The sequence below is a fragment of the Leptospira neocaledonica genome, assembly GCF_002812205.1.
GTDB lineage: Bacteria > Spirochaetota > Leptospiria > Leptospirales > Leptospiraceae > Leptospira_B > Leptospira_B neocaledonica.
Genome location: NZ_NPEA01000005.1, coordinates 418,529 through 437,386, shown reverse-complemented (window position 1 = coordinate 437,386; position 18,858 = coordinate 418,529). Strand labels below are relative to the sequence as shown.

Sequence of the window (18,858 nt, the reverse complement as noted above, 5' to 3'; positions counted from 1 at the left end):
TTATTTGGTAGCTGATTCCAAAACGTGGCGGATTTCTTGAGCAGTTCTATAATCACCCTTTTCAATAAAGTATTGCTCTAAAGAACCTAAAGTTTTAGAAGCTTGGGGATTTTTGGAAATTTCCAGAAGATGACGTGAATTCAGATCCACATCGACTCTTGCAGAAGAAGGAAGATCCACGAATTCGCGGTCTTCGCCTACTGTAAGAGTTCCGGACCTTTCTGCCAAACTTGTTTCGTTAGAAGAAGAGAAGCGACCGACTGTGACTGCGAGAACTAGGATTGCAAGAGCTGCACTGAGAGAGTATTGGAAGGAACGATTCCAGACAAAACTGCGGGAAAACTTGGACCAAGAAGTTTCTTCATCGAAACGGACATCTTTGAGTAGATTTTCTAATCTAAGATTGAAGTCCTTGGAGAGGCTGATATCCTTCATCTGTTCCGTTCGTAGTTCGGAGACTGCTCGAACCAAAGAATTTTCTAATTTAACATGATCCGGATCTTCCTTTTGAAAAATCGTCGAGAAGCCGAATTTCGTGCTCTGTTGTTTACTTGTTTGTTTTTCCATACCTTACTACCTAAAAAAGCCTTCGCTCTTTCCATCTTTCATAATCAGATGTTTCAAAAATTCCTTTGCCTTAAAGAGCCGGCTTTTGACTGTTCCGATATTAGTTCCGAGGATCTCTGCTATTTGTGAATAGGACATTTCCTCGAAATACCGGAGCTCGATGACTTCTTTGTATATATCCTCGAGTTCGTTGATTTTGTTGATTAGATAGTTACTCTCGTCGGAAAGTTCTACTTTTTTTTCGAAGCTGATACGATCGTCAGTGACCTGGAACTCCGAATCGTCCATGGAATTTTCCCTGGCCCTCTTTCTTTTAGCCAGAAGGTCCTTGGATTTATTGACCACGATACGGTATAGCCAGGTATAAACCCCGGATTCTGCCCTAAAATTGCGTATAGAGCGGTATCCTGAGATCAGGGCATCTTGGACGATATCCTCTGCGTCATCCCCATCTTTTACCATAGAGACAGCTTTTCTGTATAATCTCTCCCTATAAGGGCCGGTAAGCTCTATATATGCCTTGTCATCCCCTTCTTTGATCCGTTTTAGAAGCTGGATTTCTTTTTCTCGTACGGTTTGTTTGCGATGAGGATTATCGGTTTCGATCATTAGAAGCCTTTACGACATAGGTAGGCTCTTCCCTGGCCTTTGCAATAAAAATATGACGTAAGGAAGTTCGCGCAACCGTATGCGGTTTTAGGATTTTAACCTTCTAAGGAAAGATTGATAAGTATAAGAGACTCTGTCAGTTCTAAAGGATCTCTAAAACGTATCCCGTATAAGAACTTTCTTTTGGCATCCACCTGTTTTGGGATTTTCCAAACCACGTCCCCTAAAAATTCAAGACGTTTACCGGTTCTTCTTTCGATGACTGAACCTTCGATTGGAACAGAGCCAGGTAGATCTTCTCCGCTCATTAAAATGCAGATACCGGATTCGGAAATATTTCCGAGTTTACCTTCTAACGTGATGAGTCCTGAATCCACCTGCACGATGTACTCGTCGAAATCTCTGGGATAAAATCTGGGACTCCTAGGTTTTTGGCCGGGCTCACTCATCGATAAGGGTTCAAAGTAGAAACGAATTCGACAAGTGTCCAGCGTTTTACTTTTTTCAGAAGTCGAAGTAGATAAAAGGAATCTCTCCATCGGGACTTAAGATCGCAAAACAAAATGCGATCAATGGATAAAGAGAAAATTCCAGCCAAGCAGGGATCTTGATCTCCTTTCCTTTTTCGTAAAGAAGCCAACCGATATAATGTCCGATGATCACACAAAGTATCGCAGGGATCCCTTGCTTTAACATATAAGGTCTAAGCTCTCCGCTTTGGTAGACATACATTCCGTGGATCATTTTCAGAGCGGATTCTATATTTGCGGATCGGAAGATGACTCCGAAGGTGACCGCCACCGTGCTTGCATATAAAACTCTAACAGGAGTTAGCCACTTATCCCAAGAATCTGAAATTGTGAAACTCGGGAACCATTTCGCTTTCCATTCTTTTAATACAGATTCTATTAATAGAAATCCACCTTGGATGGAGCCCCAGATGAGAAAGGTCCAATTGGCTCCATGCCAAATTCCCCCCACGAACATTGTGAACCAAACATTGAATCTATGACGGAAAAGCCCTACACGATTTCCACCTAATGAGATATACACATAGTCTCTAAGCCATGTGGAAAGAGTGATATGCCATCTTCTCCAATGCTCCGTGACCGACTGAGAAATATAAGGCATTCTAAAGTTTTCAGGCAGCTCATAACCAAGAAGAAGTGCCGCGGAATACGCCATATCTGTATAACCGCTGAAATCACAATATACCTGCACCCAGAAAAGAAATGCTCCTAACCAAAGTGCTTCCGTAGAATACGCATCCGGATTTTTAAAGATCAGATCTGCGATCGGAGATATATTATCCGATAACACGACCTTCTTAAAATATCCCATTAGAAAATAACGGATCGCTTTCCTAAAAGGGATATCTTCTATCTTCTTCTCTGTTTGTAGTTGAGGTAAAAAACTTTTGGCAGTAACGATAGGCCCGGCCACCAACTGAGGGAAGAAGGAAACGAATAACGCAAATCTTATGAAATTTTTTTCGGAGGGAATCGCTCCCCTATATACATCTATCGTATAACTCAAACTTTGGAATGTATAAAATGAAATCCCTACAGGAAGAACTATTTTAAGAACGGGAAATAAACTTTGGAAGCCTAAAGTATGCAGAAGTGCGTTCAGGTTCTCGCTTAAGAATCCGTAATATTTAAAAAATCCTAAAATGAATACAAGGTTCAGCACCAAGCTGATGACGATCATCTTTTTGCGGAATCCTTGGTTCTTGGATTCGAAGATCTGATCCGCTAAAAAGAAATCGATTACGGTGGATAATAAGATCAAACCCCCAAATTTCCAGTTCCAGCTCATATAAAAGATATAACTCATGATGAGCAGGAAGATATGGATGAGTGATTTGCGTAATTTGGGCTCCGGAATAAGCGCCGGTAAAATATACCAATGTGTTACAAATACGAAGGCGAAAAAAAGAAAAAATTCCAGTGTGGGAAAGATCACGTAGGTTCCCTGTCAGCGGGCAAGCGCCCCTAGAACGGCTTTATGATTATTAACCGTCTTTCGGTCCAGAAATACCGAGACTGGAACTAGGTCAAGGGATTCTCTTCCCTTTATTGGATCAGTTTAGGCATTGATTTTTTAGTCAAGATTTTGTCCTACAAAACGGAAGATAGAATGTAAATCTCTTGCAAGATTTTTTCTATACTTTAATCGTAGTTTCGCATTCCATTCACATAAAGGAGTTCCGTTTTCAATGGTGAAAAACGTTTTAAAAAAAATTATCCTGACCTTGGTACTGGTAGGAGCTAGCTTCGGTTCCTTGGCGAACTGTTTCGGAAAATTCGCACTTGTAAGAGTTTTTTACAATGCTAACGACGGAATCAATGTCGGCGGTGGCCTTCTTGCAAAGATCGTAAAAACGGTTCTATTTTATATTCCTTTCGGATTTTTAATGGCAATCGGTGGATTTATCGACTTTCTTCTTTTCAACCTTATCGAGTTCTGGTCCGGAAGTAACCCTGTAGGACTAAACGAGTACGATAAAGAAGGAAGATACGCAAAATCTTTCGAGCAAGACGGAGAAAAACTTACTTTGGTTTATACTGAATTCGGTTCCAGATTGGATCTGACTGCCGTTTCTAAAGAAGGAAAATCAGAAACTCTGACTGCTTTCCGCTCTCAACCTGGAAAATTTTTCGTAGAGAGAGAAGGACAACTTTCCGAAATCGAAGTTACTTCTCAATCCGTAGGATCCCAAGTGATCTTAAAACTTACTGAACAAGGTAAATTAAAATCTTCTAAAGTAGTTGAAGCTCAAAGCTTGCAAGATCTACAATTGAGAGCCGCAGAGTCTCTTTAATACAAAAAAGCCCGGTCTATTCGGACCAGGCTGCAAAAGATCCGCTCTGTTTAAGGGCGGGTCATTTTCCAATAAATCTATTCTCAATCTTTAAAACAGAATTTTTTCCAAGTCCACGTTTCGCAAACCAACGGGGATTTGCTTCGACTGCATACAGTACCTTTCGAGTAGAATGATACAAAACTTGCGTTTGGTTCGGAGCCATCTCATAAACATCAACTAACATCTTATCTTTCGAAAAATAGCCGATGCTTAAAGGAATTAAAGTATTCTTCATCCAAAAAGATAGGTATTCCTCATTGGGAAAAATGAAGATCATTCCTTCATTCTCTCCTAACTTTTTGCGAAACATCAATCCTCTCTGCCTAGATTCATCAGTATTTGCCACTTCTACAAGAAGAGGATGATCACCTATATAGATGGTTGTTTTTTCTAAATACAGAGGAGAATTGTATTCTCCCCAACCCGCCATCGGAAGACAGAACAGAATAGAAAGTATGAAAAATCTGAAAGTTTTCATGAATCCTTAAAAATTAGGAGGACGTTTTTCTAAGAAGGCTCCCATTCCTTCCTTGGATTCTTTTCCGGAGAATAAATTGGAGAATTCTTTTTTCTCCAGTTCTTGTCCTTTGGATAATTGCATATCTAATCCGTTCAGGATTACTGATTTTGCTGTGGAAACTGCGATAGGTCCTTTTTTTAGAATGGATTCGGCAGTCGCCTTTGCAGTGGAGATTAGGTCTTCTCCATCTTTAACAAGTTTATTTAATATTCCAATTCGGTAGGCTTCTTCTGCGCCTATCATGTCTCCAGTGAAAATAAGCTCGGCAGCTCTTCCGTAGCCGATCAGTCTTGCGAGTCTTTGGGTTCCACCGAATCCGGGTATTAAGCCGAGAGAAACTTCTGGAAGTCCTAATTTTGCTTTTTCAGAACCGATACGGATATCGCAAGAAAGTGCAAGTTCAAGTCCTCCGCCCAAAGCAAAACCGTTCACTGCTGCGATCGATACCAATCTACTCTTTTGGATCCGGTCAAAAGTGCTTTGTCCTAAGGCTGCGAACTTCTCAGCTCCACCCACATTCAGCTCTTTCATCTTGGCAATATCTGCTCCTGCCACGAATGCTTTTCCTTGGCCGGTGATGATCACCACGCGAATAGCCGGATCTTTTTCTAGATTAGTGATCTCGCTAGTTAATTCGTTTAATAGTTCTTCGTTTAATGCGTTTAACGCAGAAGGACGGTTGATCTCTAAAATCGCCAGTTTGCCTTCTTTTTGTAAATGGATCAGTGATTCGCTCATAATATTTACTCCATCTCGATGATCAGGAAAAGTGTGTCGTCTTCGAATTCAGCGTCTCCAAAAAATGCGGACAATTCGATTTGGACGGCTTCCTTAAACTGTTTTAAATCGGTAAAAGACTTATTTCTGTTCAGGATTTCAATTAGGCCTTCACTTCCAAGCTGTTTTCCTGTTGGATTTCTATTCTCTATCAATCCGTCAGTATATAAAAACAACCTTTCTCCGGATGCAATCGGTAATGAAACCAGTTCCGCAATCGGTCTTTTGATCCCAAAACCTAATATACTTCCAGTAGTTTCGATTTCCCTAAAGTCATTTCCGTTTTGGGAATGCATTAGATAAGGATGTCCTCCATTCGCAAAATGGATCTCTCTGGAAATAAAATCGAAAAATATATAAACCGCAGAAGCATGATGAGATTTGAACTGTCTTAGAAGTGTCTCGTCTAAATATTCCAATAGTCGAACTGGATGTAACTTTAGACGATAAGGCATCGTCGCGACCATAATTTTAATAAATGATGCGACTAACGCGGAAGCGATTCCGTGGCCTGCAATATCGGTTAAGAAAACTCCTGTGTTTCCTTCCCTTAATTGTATAAAATCGTAAAAATCCCCGCCGATCTCATTGGGAGTGGATCTAAATACCTCGTATCTAAAACCCTTTATACTAATATCTTCTGGAAATAAGGTCTCCTGCACTTTTCTCGCGATCTGAAGTTCGTGCTGCAAGAATCTATACTCGGAATCCAGTTCGGAGGAAATACGAACTAACCTTCTGACAATTACTACAATCGTAGTTCCAATCAGACTTAAGATCAAATAGACCACGTCTGGAACGAATAGAACCAAAGGGAATCCGGGAAGAGGACCATCCTTTAGTTTAAAATAAATAAACCCAAGATGTAATACAATGGAATAGGTGGCAGTTAGGAAACAACCTTTCACCTTAAGTCGGAACATCTGGAATAAAACCAAAAATCCGACGAGCAGGAAGTAATTATTATAAAGTTGTAAACTATGGAGATCATCGAAGGTATAAAAAGATTCGTTTAAGATCAGCATCACTAAAAAAATAATGCTAAAATTTGTACCATGAATGACTGCAGGAAGATACTTTCTTTGGAAAGAAAGAACCAAACTGAGAATGTTTAAACTTAGTATCAGCCCGAAATAGATGGTTCCATGTGGGGAATTCCGTATTTCCGGAATCAAGACTAAAAAATAGACGAGGAAGTGGAGGAAAAATGCAAGTCGAATGAATGACTGATCGATACGGACGAAGTCTTTCCAGGCGCTTACTTCCCTGTAATTGAACTCGGTTTCCAGGAAAGACCAAGGGTTAAGTATTCCGCTAGCTTTTTTATTGGATAGATTCATCTAATATAAATTCGTAAATTTCCGATCCGTTAAATCTGATCTTCATATTGAAGCCGGACTTAAGATATCGGTCTAATTTTTCCGCCAATTCCAAACCTTCTTTAGAATCCTTAATATTAGAATAATAGAAAGCGGATGATTTTGATTTATAATTATACGGAAATCTTTCGTTAATCAGTAAAGTTACGCGAAATCCGCCAGGTCTTGTCTCTAAAACGATATGACTCACATCCTTGCGATTCAAGATCCTCTCGTCTATAGGAAGTTCCCAAGGATTGGTCACATCCGAAAAGATCGAGACTCCATAAAGAAACAATATGACTATACATAACAAGAAAGAAGTCCGAGCATAATTGCGGGGAAATCTACAAGTGTTATAAAAAAGGACACCGGTCTTCATGAGAGACAGGCACAAATCTTACAAAGGGCCTATGAAAAGCAAATCAATAACCCTATTCTTCTCTTTCCGATTTTTTGCGATGCAAAGAAAAATACTTTTCGTTCTAGCTCAAGTTTTGCACATTCAAAGCCGCATGTTTTCCGAAAAGAAATCCAAGCTAAAGACTGAAATGTGTCGATTGTTTGTCGTATTCATTCTTATTTTTGAAATCTTCTACTCCTGTAAAGAAGAAGCAGGAGATCCAAATCCTTATGCAGATGTTCTGTCTTCCTCTCCTCTCTCAAAAATGGAAAACTATGTCGGGTTGGAGTCGGAAGACTGGGCTTCTAAGATTTTTAACTTGGATAAACATGCCTTAAATTATGTGAAAGAATTGAATCGAGTAGATGGTTTTACCGAATCACCTTCACCGATGAAAGACCTAAACATATTCAAAACGACTCTGTTAGATGCCCTTAATTCCCAAACAGGGACTGTTGCAACTCTTCTCAAGAAGAAACTGTTTCGTATTTATGTCTGTGAAAATTTGGGAGGCTCCGCGGTCAGCGGGATCATACGAAAAGATGGCAAATCAGTTGGCGGATTCGTGATCTTAGACGCAAATACATTAAACAGGAATGCGAACGATTGGATCAGTTATAAGGAAAATTCTACATTCCAAAAAGGAAATACAAAGATACGTATCCGAATAGAAGAGGAAAAACAAAATACGAAGGCAAATGCACTTCGTTATATATTATTGCATGAGTTCGGTCATATTATTTCCGAAACGGAAAAGATAGGTCCAAGCTTTTTTTCTTCTAAAAGATCCTTTGCAAATTTCGAGTTTTATCAAGGAGTTTGGAAATCGGAAAAGGTCAGCTATTTGGATGATTCTGTTTTTACAATACGACCTCAGATCCATTTTTATTCCGAATCTCTTCCTTTAGAAGATAATTGGGAGAAAATTTATCCAATCCTTTCTCAAACTCCTCTCCCTACATTATACTCTGCTACAAATGCAGACGATTTCTTTGCGGATTCTTTTGTCTCCTATGTGCATGTGGTTTTAGAAAAGAAACCCTGGGAATTGGAAATATTAAAAAATAATAAACCGATTTTCAAAATGGAAAACGGAATCCGAAATGATTCTCTTCAATCCCAAAGAAAAATCATAGAGAGAATTCTTTCTCAGTAATTTATTTCATACAGACAACGCTGAATTCGCAAAGAAGCCGCCGTGTTGGAATTCCAACAAATTCAAAACTTTGCGCCTTTGCGTCTCTGTGTGATAAAACTCAGAGACTTTTGAAAGCTCTGTGTCTTAAAGTTTAAACTTATCTACGGATTTGAGAAGACCTTCCGATTGCCCATGCATTTCACTTGAATAAGAAGTCAGATCATCCGCTCCGGAAGCAACCTCTTGAGTTCCTTCTGAAATACTTACGATCGTCTTCGTAATCTCATCCGTTGCACGTTTTTGTTCCTGGACTGCTTCTTCTATCTGTAAACTGAAACTCATTAGGAAATTCGCAGATTGATGGATATCTTGTGTATTCTTCTCCTGAGTTTTTACGGATTCCAATACCTTCTTCGCAGATAGTCCGAAAGAATCAACTGAGGTTCTTAATTTACGAAGTATATCACTCGCTTCTTTAACTTTTGTATTCCCGTTATGAACCGCATTATTCGTAGAATCTACAAGCTCTCCAATCTCTTGCACAGAAGAAGAAGTTTGTGACGCAAGTTTACCGATCTCTTCAGCAACTACTGCAAATCCTTTACCTGCCTCACCCGCTCTCGCTGCTTCTATTGCTGCGTTCAATGCCAGAAGATTTGTCTTTTCTGATATTTCAGTGATGATTGATAAAATTTCGTTGATACGACTCGCACTTTCTCCGATCTCATCCATGGCCTGATTGGTAGCACCCATCGCATTCTCACCTGTCACTGCACGTTCTTGGGATTCACTTGCTACCTGAGATAATGTCTGCATCTCGTTATTAATGGTCCCGATCTGTTCACGAAGAAGAACTACGTTAGTGTCAATTTCCTTCATGTTCTCAATCGCTTTTTCCATCGATCTACGAACATTCTCTGCGGATGCTGCAAGTTCTTCTACTGCTGCAGAAGATTCTTCAGCTGCAGAAGCCTGGGCTTGGGCCACATCCGAGAAATTACGACTGGATTCAGCCATTTGATCAGAAGTACTATTTAGTTTTGTAGAAGAAGTTTTAATATCCAGGATAATTTTTGAAAGGTTCACTTTCATCATATCCATGGACTTTAACAACTTACCTATCTCATCTTCCCTTGCGATTTCTATATGAGAAGTTAAATCTCCATCTGCAATCTTCTCCGAAAAACCGATTGCTTCTAATAGACCACTAGTGATCAGTCTATTGAAGATCAAGTTCAGAATGATTAGAATCACCACCATGATCACAAGAGAAGATAATATCGTCTGGAGGATTACTCCTCTCATATCAGACCAAAAAATTGAATCTGGGATCGATACTTCTACTGCCCAAGGTTTATCATAATTTCCTAATAAAAATGGGAAAAAATGGTGACCTTCTCCGCCGCCATGCAGAGAAAAAGGTTTTCCTTTTGCAATTCCTTCTACAATTTGTTTCAACCATTCTTGGTCCGGATTTTTTTTACCAACTAAAGAAGGATCCTTTCCATTTGCAGCATAGGTTCCATTTGGAGAAATAAGAGTAAGATAACCTTCTCCCCTAAACGGTTTGATCGGTCCTAAAAGTTCCTGTAAGTTTTCCATGGCGAGGTCTATGCCTACTACTCCAGAAAAACTTCCCCCTCTAAAAACAGGTTTCACAATGGAAACCATAAGTACGTCCTTTCCTCCTACAGGATAAGAGAAAGGATCCGCAACATAATCATGAAGTGTCTTTTTAGGAACGGTATAAAATGCTCCGGACTCATCCATATTTTCGTAATATATTACCGGCTCGGCGATAACAGCACCTTTTGATTTGTTGATATAAGGTACAAATCTTCCGGTTCCATCGTGGTAGGGAGGTTTATTTTTATATCGTGCATCAGGACCGTCGAAGCCGTTCGGTTCGAATACTACCCAAGTTCCGAAATAATACTGGTTGGCCTCTACCAATTTCCAAAGTGCCGCCACTACTTCTTCCCTAGCTGGTCTAGAAGATTCTAATAAAAATTGGGTCCCCCTAAGAGAACCCAACGCTGAATCCAGAAAGTCCTTCACCTCATATGCAAATCTTTCTCCGGCCATTCTGGATCCGTCTTCTACCTGGTATTTCAGGCTAAAATACGATCCGACCGAGTTGATCACGGTTAAAATGATCGACCCGGAAAGTAAAACCACCGAAAGGTAAAGTGAAATCCTGAATCGAATGCTCATTTTATAATTTCCTTATATACTTAGAAGTTCTGACTAAACCCTACGCTAAACCAAACCAAGTGAGAAGGAATTTTCTGCAGAAGATAAGACTCTCTTACGGATTGTCTCAACTGGTCAGGTATAGAAGTGGAAGAATTGATAAAATCCAGCACCAATTGATTCGCAGGACCGTTCACCTTTCCAGGATCTACGATCTTACCGTCTTTACTACTGGTATTTACGTAACCGCCAGTCGCTCCATAATAATTATCTGTATCATACATATATAAATTAGGTCTATATACGTCCGCTGCCTTAAAGAAAAACTTTCCGAAAAAGAAAGTGAGTGTGGAAGTGATATCTTGGATCCCGTATCTGTTATCCACAATATTATTACTCATCGCGTAACCTATATTAACCTGAGGAAGTATCCGGAAAAAACTCCCTTCAAAAAACTCATGACCCATCGTTAAAGATAGATAGTTTTTTCCCGCCATCAAGCCTGCATTCTCCTGAGAGAATTGAGTATAAAAGGAAATTGTAGGATTCACATATTGCAAGAAAGGTAATTTCCAAAAGAAGAAGTATTCCTGCCAAGCCAAACGAGTGATCTGTGTAGAAGGGTTATTCGCTCCGGCAACTCCTTGAGCAGCAGAAGAATTAAATCCTCCTAATGCAGGAGAGGTATAAGCGGCACTCTTCTGAAAAGTATTATAGAACCAGATCCCTGCAGTAAAAGTTCCCCAACTGGTCTTTTCGAAATTATAATAGAATGCGTAGAACAATCCATCCGAACGTTTCATACCGTTCTGTTCTTTCTTAAAACCGGGAACATCTCCGCCACAAGTGGAACCTGTTGTCGGATTCCCCGCCATAAAGTTAGCTTGAGTATCATATGGACAAGCAGAGTTTAACGTGTCCGGAGAAGGAGCAGAAAATGGACTCAAAGAACCGGAAGACCCTTGTCCAGCATAGCCGGGCCCAGCCCCTCCAGGATACATTTGAAATCTTCCGTCATTATCCCTATCATTACGTTCCGTTAATTGAAAGTTTCCCCAGAACTGTACTTGGAAACCTTTTAACGGAGTATTAAAAGTTACGGTAGGTTGGTAAGAAGGAACGAAGGTCATTGCTCTATAACTCTCGTTATCCCTGCGGTTCGCGATCTCTCCGGAGAAACTAAGTCCCCGCCAAATAAAGTCCGTGACCACCTCATGTATCACTTCTATAGAAGTATCTCCTCCATTTCCATTACTGGATCCTCCGCTCGGACCGTACATATTCGGAGGACCGGTTTCCACATGGCCTTGGGGAATATCGGAAACCTTTTGTGGAGCCCCTTTTTTTTCTAGAGTTGAAGTACCGACATTCTGCTTTCCTTTTTCATAACTTACCTGAGCAACGTTATCCTTATCTACGAAACGAACATAATCGTTATCCTCGGCAACCAGTACTTTTTCATCGTCTTCTAAGATGATCTTACCTCTGACTATCTGCCCGTTCTTTAAACGAACGAAATCGGCTGAGAATAATTCTCCAAAACCGAAAAGAATAAATAATCCTGCCGCATAGGCGAAGGGATGTTTCGGCCAAACTCCAAGGAACATAATAGTGTCTCCAATATAAACTAGGGCGGGCACCCTACTCTCTCTCGATTTTTCCCAAGTACATAGAGCGATCTTCTACAGGAAGAGAATCCATAAGAAGACGAAAAGAAATATGCATTTCTCCTAACTCGTCACTCAAAAAATTTTATTATTAGAAATATTGATAATTTATTTCTGAACGTTTGAAATGTTTCGAATAGTTTACGTTTTAAGCATTGTAGAAATGAGGAAAATTTTGCCCCATTCTTTCCACACAATCACAACAAAGCCTGAATGGAAAACCCGCGGTCTCCAGTATTTTTGTTTTCAAAGTGAGGTTTTCACTTTCTATTAAATAGAGAGTGGATCCCAAAAATACAAAACAGAAGAGCAAGGATCTCCAGGCGGAGCTAGATGCAGCGAACCAGCGGATCTCCGAATTAGAGAAAAAAGTAGATAAACTTTCTCACTCGGAATCTGACAATCGTCTTTTAAGGTCGTTAATCGATTTTTCACCTGCTGCAATCACGATTGTGAACTCAGATACCGGCATCTTCGAAGTAGTCAATTCAACTGCCGAAATTCTTTTTGGTTATACTAGAGAAGAATTTTTAAAATTGGGTCCTGCAGAAATTTCTCCAGAATTTCAACCAGACGGAAAAACTTCCAGAGCATCCGCCTATGAAAAAATAACACTCGCACTGCAGGGTGAAACTCCGGTATTCAGATGGGACCATTGTGATAAACAAAAGAGAGTCATTCCCTGCGAAATACATTTAGTTAAAATTCCTGGCTCTACCAATCTGGTCCGCGGGAATATAATCGACCTCAGAAAAGAACTCGCGGCAGAAATACTGCTCAAGAACAGAGAAGAACAATTAGATCTTGTTATTAAGAGTGCCGATTTAGGATTTTGGGATTGGAATATTCCGAACGGCATCATTATCCCGAACGAAAAATGTGCGGAGATCCTCGGATTCACTATGGAAGAATTCGAAACTTCAAGCGAGTTTTGGAGATCTAGGATCCATCCGGATGATCGCCCTCTTATCATAGACGGACTCAAAGAACATATGGAAGGTCGATCGGAATTATTCGAGACAGACTTCCGAATGTTATGCAAAGACGGATCTTGGAAATGGATCAGATCCAGAGGGAAAGTTTGGGAGAAAGATAAGGACGGCACACCTGTCCGAGCACTCGGTATCCATATTGATATTACCGAAAAAAAAGAGACTGAAAAAATCCTAGAAGAAAAGGAAAGGACATTGGATCTCGCAGTCCAAGGTGCAAACCTAGGTATATGGGATTATAATATTGCAACAAACGAACATCATGTAGATGAGAACTGGCTTAAAATGCTTGGTTACCATCTCGGGGAAATAATTCCCACTTATGAATTTTGGAACGAAAGTTTACATCCTGAAGACAGGGATAAAACAAATTCCGCATGGCAAAGTTATGCTAAGGGAGAATTGCCTACCTATTCCACAGCATTCAGATTAAAATGTAAAGACGGTTCTTATAAATGGATCTTAACTAGGGGAAAAATAGCAGAGAGAGATCCGGAAGGAAATCCGGTCCGAATGATCGGTATCCATATAGATATTTCGGAACAGAAACAAATAGAAGATGAATTAAGAGAAACGAAACTTTTCTTAGATAGAGCCCAAAAGACAGCAAAAGTGGGAAGCTGGGAATACGATATACCTTCCGGAAAAATGACCGCTTCCGAAGGATTATACCAAATATTAGAAACAAACGATCGAATGCTTGTACCTACGTTCGACTATATGCATTCGGATGACAGAGCAAGAGTAGAAGAACATTTTAAAAGATCAGTAATAGAAGGGGTCTCCGCGGAAATAGAATATAGATCCATCACACCTTCCGGAAAAGAAAAATTCCTCTTAAACAGAACAGACTTCATCAAAGATTCAGAAGGAAAAGTACTTAAACTTTTGGGGACAATCCAAGATATCAGCGATGAAATCAAAAGAAAAAAAGAAGAAGAATATAAAAGGAGTATAGAGCGTCTAACTTCTTCCATTTCTACTGAACTTATCAACCAACCTATCTTGGAAATAGAAGAAGCTATCGCCAATGCGGTCGGAAAAATCGTACAAACTTTCAAAATGTCCAGAGGGAATTTAGTTTTATATGATATGGAAAAACTAACCAGGACTCTGGTGTATGAATTCATCGATCCGAAAGCTGACAATCAAAGCCCTAGTTGGCCTCCGGAAAGTCCCGTAGATCCGAATAATTTTCTTACAAGGAAGATCTTAGACGGAAAAATATTCCTACTCAGCCAGGATGATTTCCCCGAATCAGATATAAAGAGCAAATTGCAATATTTGCAAATCCAGTTCTTAATCGCCGTTCCGCTTACCTTAGAAGGAAAAGTAGTCGGTGCCTTAGGGATGAATAGCGAAATTCCGTTGAACGAAACGGGTCTGAAGCTGGAAGAATTCGAGATTGCAAACTTAAAATCGATCGGAGAGACACTTTCCAACGCAATAGAAAGAAAGAGAAAACATAGCGAACTCATCGCAGAAAGAGATCTTCTTTCGGAGATCATGAGAACATCCGTAGCAGCAATCACTGTATTAAACCCGGAAGGAGAAATTTTATATGCGAACCCTTCTGCAGAAAGAGTATTAGGATTAACCCTGGATCAGATCCAAGAAAGAAAATACAACGCGCCTGAATGGAAGGCGACCTCTATAGATGGAGGCGAATGGACCACAAACGATCAACCGTTCATACGGGTGCTTACCTCCGGACAACCTGTCTACGATATCCGACATGCAATCGAGGATGAGCGTGGAAACAAAAAATTCCTCTCCATCAACGGAGCCCCTATAAAAGACGCTTCCGGAAAGATCAAAAATTTAGTTTTTCTAATATTAGATATTACTGAACCTCTGTTGGCCGAAAAGGCTCTAAAACTGAGCGAGGAAAGACTCAGACTCGCATTGAACGCATCTAAAATGGGAACTTGGAGCTGGAACCTAAAGGACAGGACGGCGCATTGGTCATCGGATACCGCGTCCATCTTCGGAATAGATCTCCAGGACTTTGAAAATGATACTTCCGTATTTATGGATCTTGTTCATCCGGACGATCAAAGTTTAATTCGGAAATCTATAAGAAATAGTTTTTCAGGAAAAGAGAATGTAATCAATCTGGAATATAGATTTTTTCATCCGGACGGGACCATTCATTGGCTGGAAGTTAAAGGCCAAGTCTATCGAAACTCTAAAAAAATTCCGGGAAGAATGGCAGGGATTATTGCAGATATCACTGATAGAAAAAAGTCGGAAGAAAAATTAAAAGCAAGCGAGGCAAGGTTCCAAACCTTCTACAGATTTGCAAACGAAGCTATCATATTTTTAGACCCAAGAACAGAAGGTATCTTAGATACCAATCCTGCTTTCCTAAGAGTATTCGGATTTAATCAAAAAAATCTTCACTCTGTTTCTCCGGTATCCTTATTCACCCCGGATTCCTGGGCAACACTACATGCCAGGATACGTTCCTTCGAAAGTTCCGAAAATTTGGAATTGAGAGCTGTACGTTGGAATGGTCAGATATTTTCCGCTATAGGAAGTGTACATTTTTATACGGAAAGAGAATCCTATGTAGCTGCTATTAGCCTTTTGGACACTTCTGCCATCCAAGAAGTGGAAGAATTAAAGGTGATCAATGATGAGATCTCGGTCAGAAACAGACTGATAGAGATGCAAAAAAATGAACTCCAGGAAACATTAGAAAATCTTAAAAAAGCCCAGGCCCAACTGATCCAATCCGAAAAAATGGCAGCTCTTGGACAACTTATAGCAGGCGTCGCTCATGAGATCAATAATCCGATCGGAGCAGTGCAGGCTTCCAACCAAAACTTACAAGAATGTCTGATCCGTTTCCAAACAATCTTACCTGATGTACAAAACGTGCTGACCGGAATGACTTCGGAACAAGTTGAATCCTTCCGACAGTTCTTAAGCTTAGTGAGACAACCGAAAGATCAATTGGCAGGGATGGAAGAAAGAAACGCCAAAAAGAAGATAGTAGTTCAATTACAAGAATTGAATATTCCTTCTCCATATGCGATCGCGGATTCTCTGACCGATATGGGATTCAGGGAACTACCTAAAATCGCACTCCCATTTTTGGCATGTGAAAGAGCGAATGTATTATTGGAATATTCCACATTGGAAGCGTTCTTCTTTTCCAATACGAACACAATACAGATCGCTGTGGATCGTGTTTCTAAGATCTTATACGCCTTAAAGAACTTCTCACATTTCGATACAACTTCCGAAAAAATTCCGGCTTCTATCACGGAAAATATAGAAACGGTTCTTACAATTTATCAGAACCAGCTCAAAAAAGGGATTCAGATCTCCAAAGAATACGAAAGTATTCCGAAAATATTATGTTTTCCTGATGATCTAATCCACGTATGGACAAACTTGATCTACAATTCCCTACAAGCAATGGAGTTTAGAGGAGCGATCAAGATCAAGGTCTACCAAAAGATAGACTTTGTTTGCGTTGAGATCATTGATAATGGGCCGGGTATTTCTGAAAGTATTATTGATAAAATTTTCCAACCTTTCTTTACCACAAAACTTCCGGGAGAAGGAAGCGGATTAGGACTGGATATTGTGAAAAAGATCGTGGAAAAACACGACGGAAAAATAGAAGTAGAAACAAGACCCGGATTTACAATGTTCCGGATCCTTCTTCCTTTTTTAGAAGTTAAAGTTTAAACTTATCTACGGATTTGAGAAGACCTTCCGATTGCCCATGCATTTCACTTGAATAAGAAGTCAGATCATCCGCTCCGGAAGCAACCTCTTGAGTTCCTTCTGAAATACTTACGATCGTCTTCGTAATCTCATCCGTTGCACGTTTTTGTTCCTGGACTGCTTCTTCTATCTGTAAACTGAAACTCATTAGGAAATTCGCAGATTGATGGATATCTTGTGTATTCTTCTCCTGAGTTTTTACGGATTCCAATACCTTCTTCGCAGATAGTCCGAAAGAATCAACTGAGGTTCTTAATTTACGAAGTATATCACTCGCCTCTTTAACTTTCGTATTCCCATTATGAACCGCATTATTCGTAGAATCTACAAGCTCTCCAATCTCTTGCACAGAAGAAGAAGTTTGTGACGCAAGTTTACCGATCTCTTCAGCAACTACTGCAAATCCTTTACCTGCCTCACCCGCTCTCGCTGCTTCTATTGCTGCGTTCAATGCCAGAAGATTTGTCTTTTCTGATATTTCAGTGATGATTGATAAAATTTCGTTGATACGACTCGCACTTTCTCCGATCTCATCCATGGCCTGATTGGTAGCACCCATCGCATTCTCACCTGTCACTGCACGTTCTTGGGATTCACTTGCTACCTGAGATAATGTCTGCATCTCGTTATTAATGGTCCCGATCTGTTCACGAAGAAGAACTACGTTAGTGTCAATTTCCTTCATGTTCTCAATCGCTTTTTCCATCGATCTACGAACATTCTCTGCGGATGCTGCAAGTTCTTCTACTGCTGCAGAAGATTCTTCAGCTGCAGAAGCCTGGGCTTGGGCCACATCCGAGAAATTACGACTGGATTCAGCCATTTGATCAGAAGTGCTATTTAATTTTGTAGAAGAAGTTTTAATATCCAAGATAATCTTTGAAAGGTTCACTTTCATCATATCCATGGACTTTAACAACTTACCTATCTCATCTTCCCTTGCGATTTCTATATGAGAAGTTAAATCTCCATCTGCAATCTTCTCCGAAAAACCGATTGCTTCTAATAGACCACTAGTGATCAGTCTATTGAAGATCAAATTCAGAATGATTAGAATCACCACCATGATCACAAGAGAAGATAATATCGTCTGGAGGATCACTCCTCTCATATCAGACCAAAAAATTGAATCTGGGATCGATACTTCTACTGCCCAAGGTTTATCATAATTTCCTAATAAAAATGGGAAAAAATACCTAGTATGACCTGAACCCTTGATCTGAAAATCTTCGCCCTTTAGGCTTAGCTCTTTTACTTGGGCTCGGATACTTTCTTCTGGAATTGCCTTTCCCACTAAAGAAGGATTTCCTCCGTTTGCGGCATAGAGCCCGTCAGGTGAGACTAATGCCAGATAACCTTCTCCCCTAAACGGTCGGATCGGGCCAAGTAGTTCCTGTAGGTTTTCCATGGCGATATCTGTTCCGACAGTTCCCACAAATTTTCCATTTCGTAGGATTGGTTTTACCATAGAAACCATTAGCACATCTTTTCCGCTTACGGAATACACATAAGGATCCGAGATAAAATCTTTCTGGGTCTTTTTAGGAATACGATAATAAAAGCTGATCGTATCATCCACATCATATGATTCTGCGAATGTGATTTTTAGTTCTCCTGTTGCCCTATTCCAATATGGAATAAATCTACCTGTAGCATCATGGTAAGGAGTATTTTTATATCTTGCATCCTGCCCGTCGAAAGCGTTGGGCTCATATAAAACCCAGGTCCCGAAAAAATGATTGTCTGTTTCGGCTAACTTTTTGAGTGAACCAATCATTTCTTCCCGACTAGGATGAGAAGTTTCCAACATAAATTGAAAACCCCTCAAAGATCCCAGAACGGAATTTAAAAAATTTGAAATTTCATACTCATAACGTTTACCGGCCATGGTAGACCCTGAGTCCACTTGGGACTTTAAACTGAAATAAGAGGAAAATGAATTGATACCTGCCAGAACGAAAGAACCGGTCAAAAGCACAATCGCCAAGTAGAGTGAAATTCTATATCTGATACTCATAGTAAAAGCC

At 40.1% G+C, this 18,858-nt stretch carries 14 protein-coding genes; 3 read left to right on the top strand and 11 right to left on the bottom strand.

All coding sequences use genetic code 11. From position 1 onward, the window contains the following. The 4 genes from CH365_RS11160 to CH365_RS11145 all read right to left on the bottom strand — a co-directional run bounded on the left by CH365_RS11160 (nt 1) and on the right by CH365_RS11145 (nt 3,141). Nucleotides 1-567, bottom strand: coding sequence for an LIMLP_12425 family protein (locus CH365_RS11160; protein WP_100768633.1), 567 nt, complete (start codon nt 565-567; stop codon nt 1-3). 6 nt (nt 568-573) lie between these two features. Beyond that, nucleotides 574-1,176, bottom strand: a complete 603-nt coding sequence (locus CH365_RS11155) for an RNA polymerase sigma factor (protein ID WP_100710582.1) — start codon at nt 1,174-1,176, stop codon at nt 574-576. 95 nt (nt 1,177-1,271) lie between these two features. After that, a complete protein-coding gene (locus tag CH365_RS11150; protein WP_100768632.1) occupies nt 1,272-1,625 on the bottom strand; it encodes a PilZ domain-containing protein in 354 nt (117 codons plus the stop codon). A gap of 55 nt (nt 1,626-1,680) precedes the next feature. Next, nucleotides 1,681-3,141, bottom strand: a complete 1,461-nt coding sequence (locus CH365_RS11145; RefSeq protein WP_100768631.1) for an MBOAT family O-acyltransferase — start codon at nt 3,139-3,141, stop codon at nt 1,681-1,683. Nucleotides 3,142-3,394: 253 nt separating this feature from the next. On the opposite strand from CH365_RS11145, the gene CH365_RS11140 reads away from it, so the two are divergent. Then, on the top strand, nt 3,395-4,000 hold the full coding sequence (locus tag CH365_RS11140) for a DUF3332 family protein (RefSeq protein ID WP_100768630.1): 606 nt from the start codon (nt 3,395-3,397) through the stop codon (nt 3,998-4,000). 61 nt (nt 4,001-4,061) lie between these two features. Here the strand turns inward: CH365_RS11140 and CH365_RS11135 are convergent, their stop codons facing one another. Genes CH365_RS11135 through CH365_RS11120 form a run of 4 tightly spaced genes read right to left on the bottom strand, consistent with a single transcriptional unit; the run spans nt 4,062 to nt 7,079 of the window. After that, the gene (locus CH365_RS11135; protein ID WP_100768629.1) at nt 4,062-4,520 is read right to left on the bottom strand and encodes a DUF192 domain-containing protein; all 459 of its coding nucleotides are present in this window, start codon (nt 4,518-4,520) and stop codon (nt 4,062-4,064) included. 6 nt (nt 4,521-4,526) lie between these two features. After that, on the bottom strand, nt 4,527-5,300 hold the full coding sequence (locus tag CH365_RS11130) for an enoyl-CoA hydratase-related protein (protein WP_100768628.1): 774 nt from the start codon (nt 5,298-5,300) through the stop codon (nt 4,527-4,529). 5 nt (nt 5,301-5,305) lie between these two features. Beyond that, nucleotides 5,306-6,679 (bottom strand): PP2C family protein-serine/threonine phosphatase, encoded by a 1,374-nt coding sequence (locus tag CH365_RS11125; RefSeq protein ID WP_100768627.1) that lies wholly within the window; start codon nt 6,677-6,679, stop codon nt 5,306-5,308. Continuing rightward, nucleotides 6,663-7,079, bottom strand: coding sequence for a hypothetical protein (locus CH365_RS11120; protein WP_208861199.1), 417 nt, complete (start codon nt 7,077-7,079; stop codon nt 6,663-6,665). The genes CH365_RS11125 and CH365_RS11120 overlap by 17 nt, the downstream gene beginning before the upstream one ends. 169 nt (nt 7,080-7,248) lie before the next feature. On the opposite strand from CH365_RS11120, the gene CH365_RS11115 reads away from it, so the two are divergent. Then, a complete protein-coding gene (locus CH365_RS11115; protein ID WP_341865140.1) occupies nt 7,249-8,256 on the top strand; it encodes a hypothetical protein in 1,008 nt (335 codons plus the stop codon). Nucleotides 8,257-8,382: 126 nt separating this feature from the next. Here the strand turns inward: CH365_RS11115 and CH365_RS11110 are convergent, their stop codons facing one another. Both CH365_RS11110 and CH365_RS11105 read right to left on the bottom strand, forming a co-directional pair. Further along, nucleotides 8,383-10,452, bottom strand: a complete 2,070-nt coding sequence (locus CH365_RS11110; protein ID WP_100768624.1) for a methyl-accepting chemotaxis protein — start codon at nt 10,450-10,452, stop codon at nt 8,383-8,385. A 20-nt stretch (nt 10,453-10,472) separates the two neighbouring features. Beyond that, on the bottom strand, nt 10,473-12,038 hold the full coding sequence (locus CH365_RS11105) for an LA_0442/LA_0875 N-terminal domain-containing protein (protein ID WP_244283128.1): 1,566 nt from the start codon (nt 12,036-12,038) through the stop codon (nt 10,473-10,475). Between the two features lie 341 nt (nt 12,039-12,379). On the opposite strand from CH365_RS11105, the gene CH365_RS11100 reads away from it, so the two are divergent. Further along, complete coding sequence (locus CH365_RS11100; RefSeq protein ID WP_100768623.1) at nt 12,380-16,792, top strand: PAS domain-containing protein; 4,413 nt, start codon at nt 12,380-12,382, stop codon at nt 16,790-16,792. On the opposite strand, the gene CH365_RS11095 is transcribed toward CH365_RS11100, so the two are convergent. Continuing rightward, nucleotides 16,782-18,848: a methyl-accepting chemotaxis protein gene (locus tag CH365_RS11095; protein WP_100768622.1), complete on the bottom strand. Its 2,067-nt coding sequence runs from the start codon at nt 18,846-18,848 to the stop codon at nt 16,782-16,784. The two genes, CH365_RS11100 and CH365_RS11095, sit on opposite strands and share 11 nt — an antisense overlap. Nucleotides 18,849-18,858: the final 10 nt, after the last annotated feature.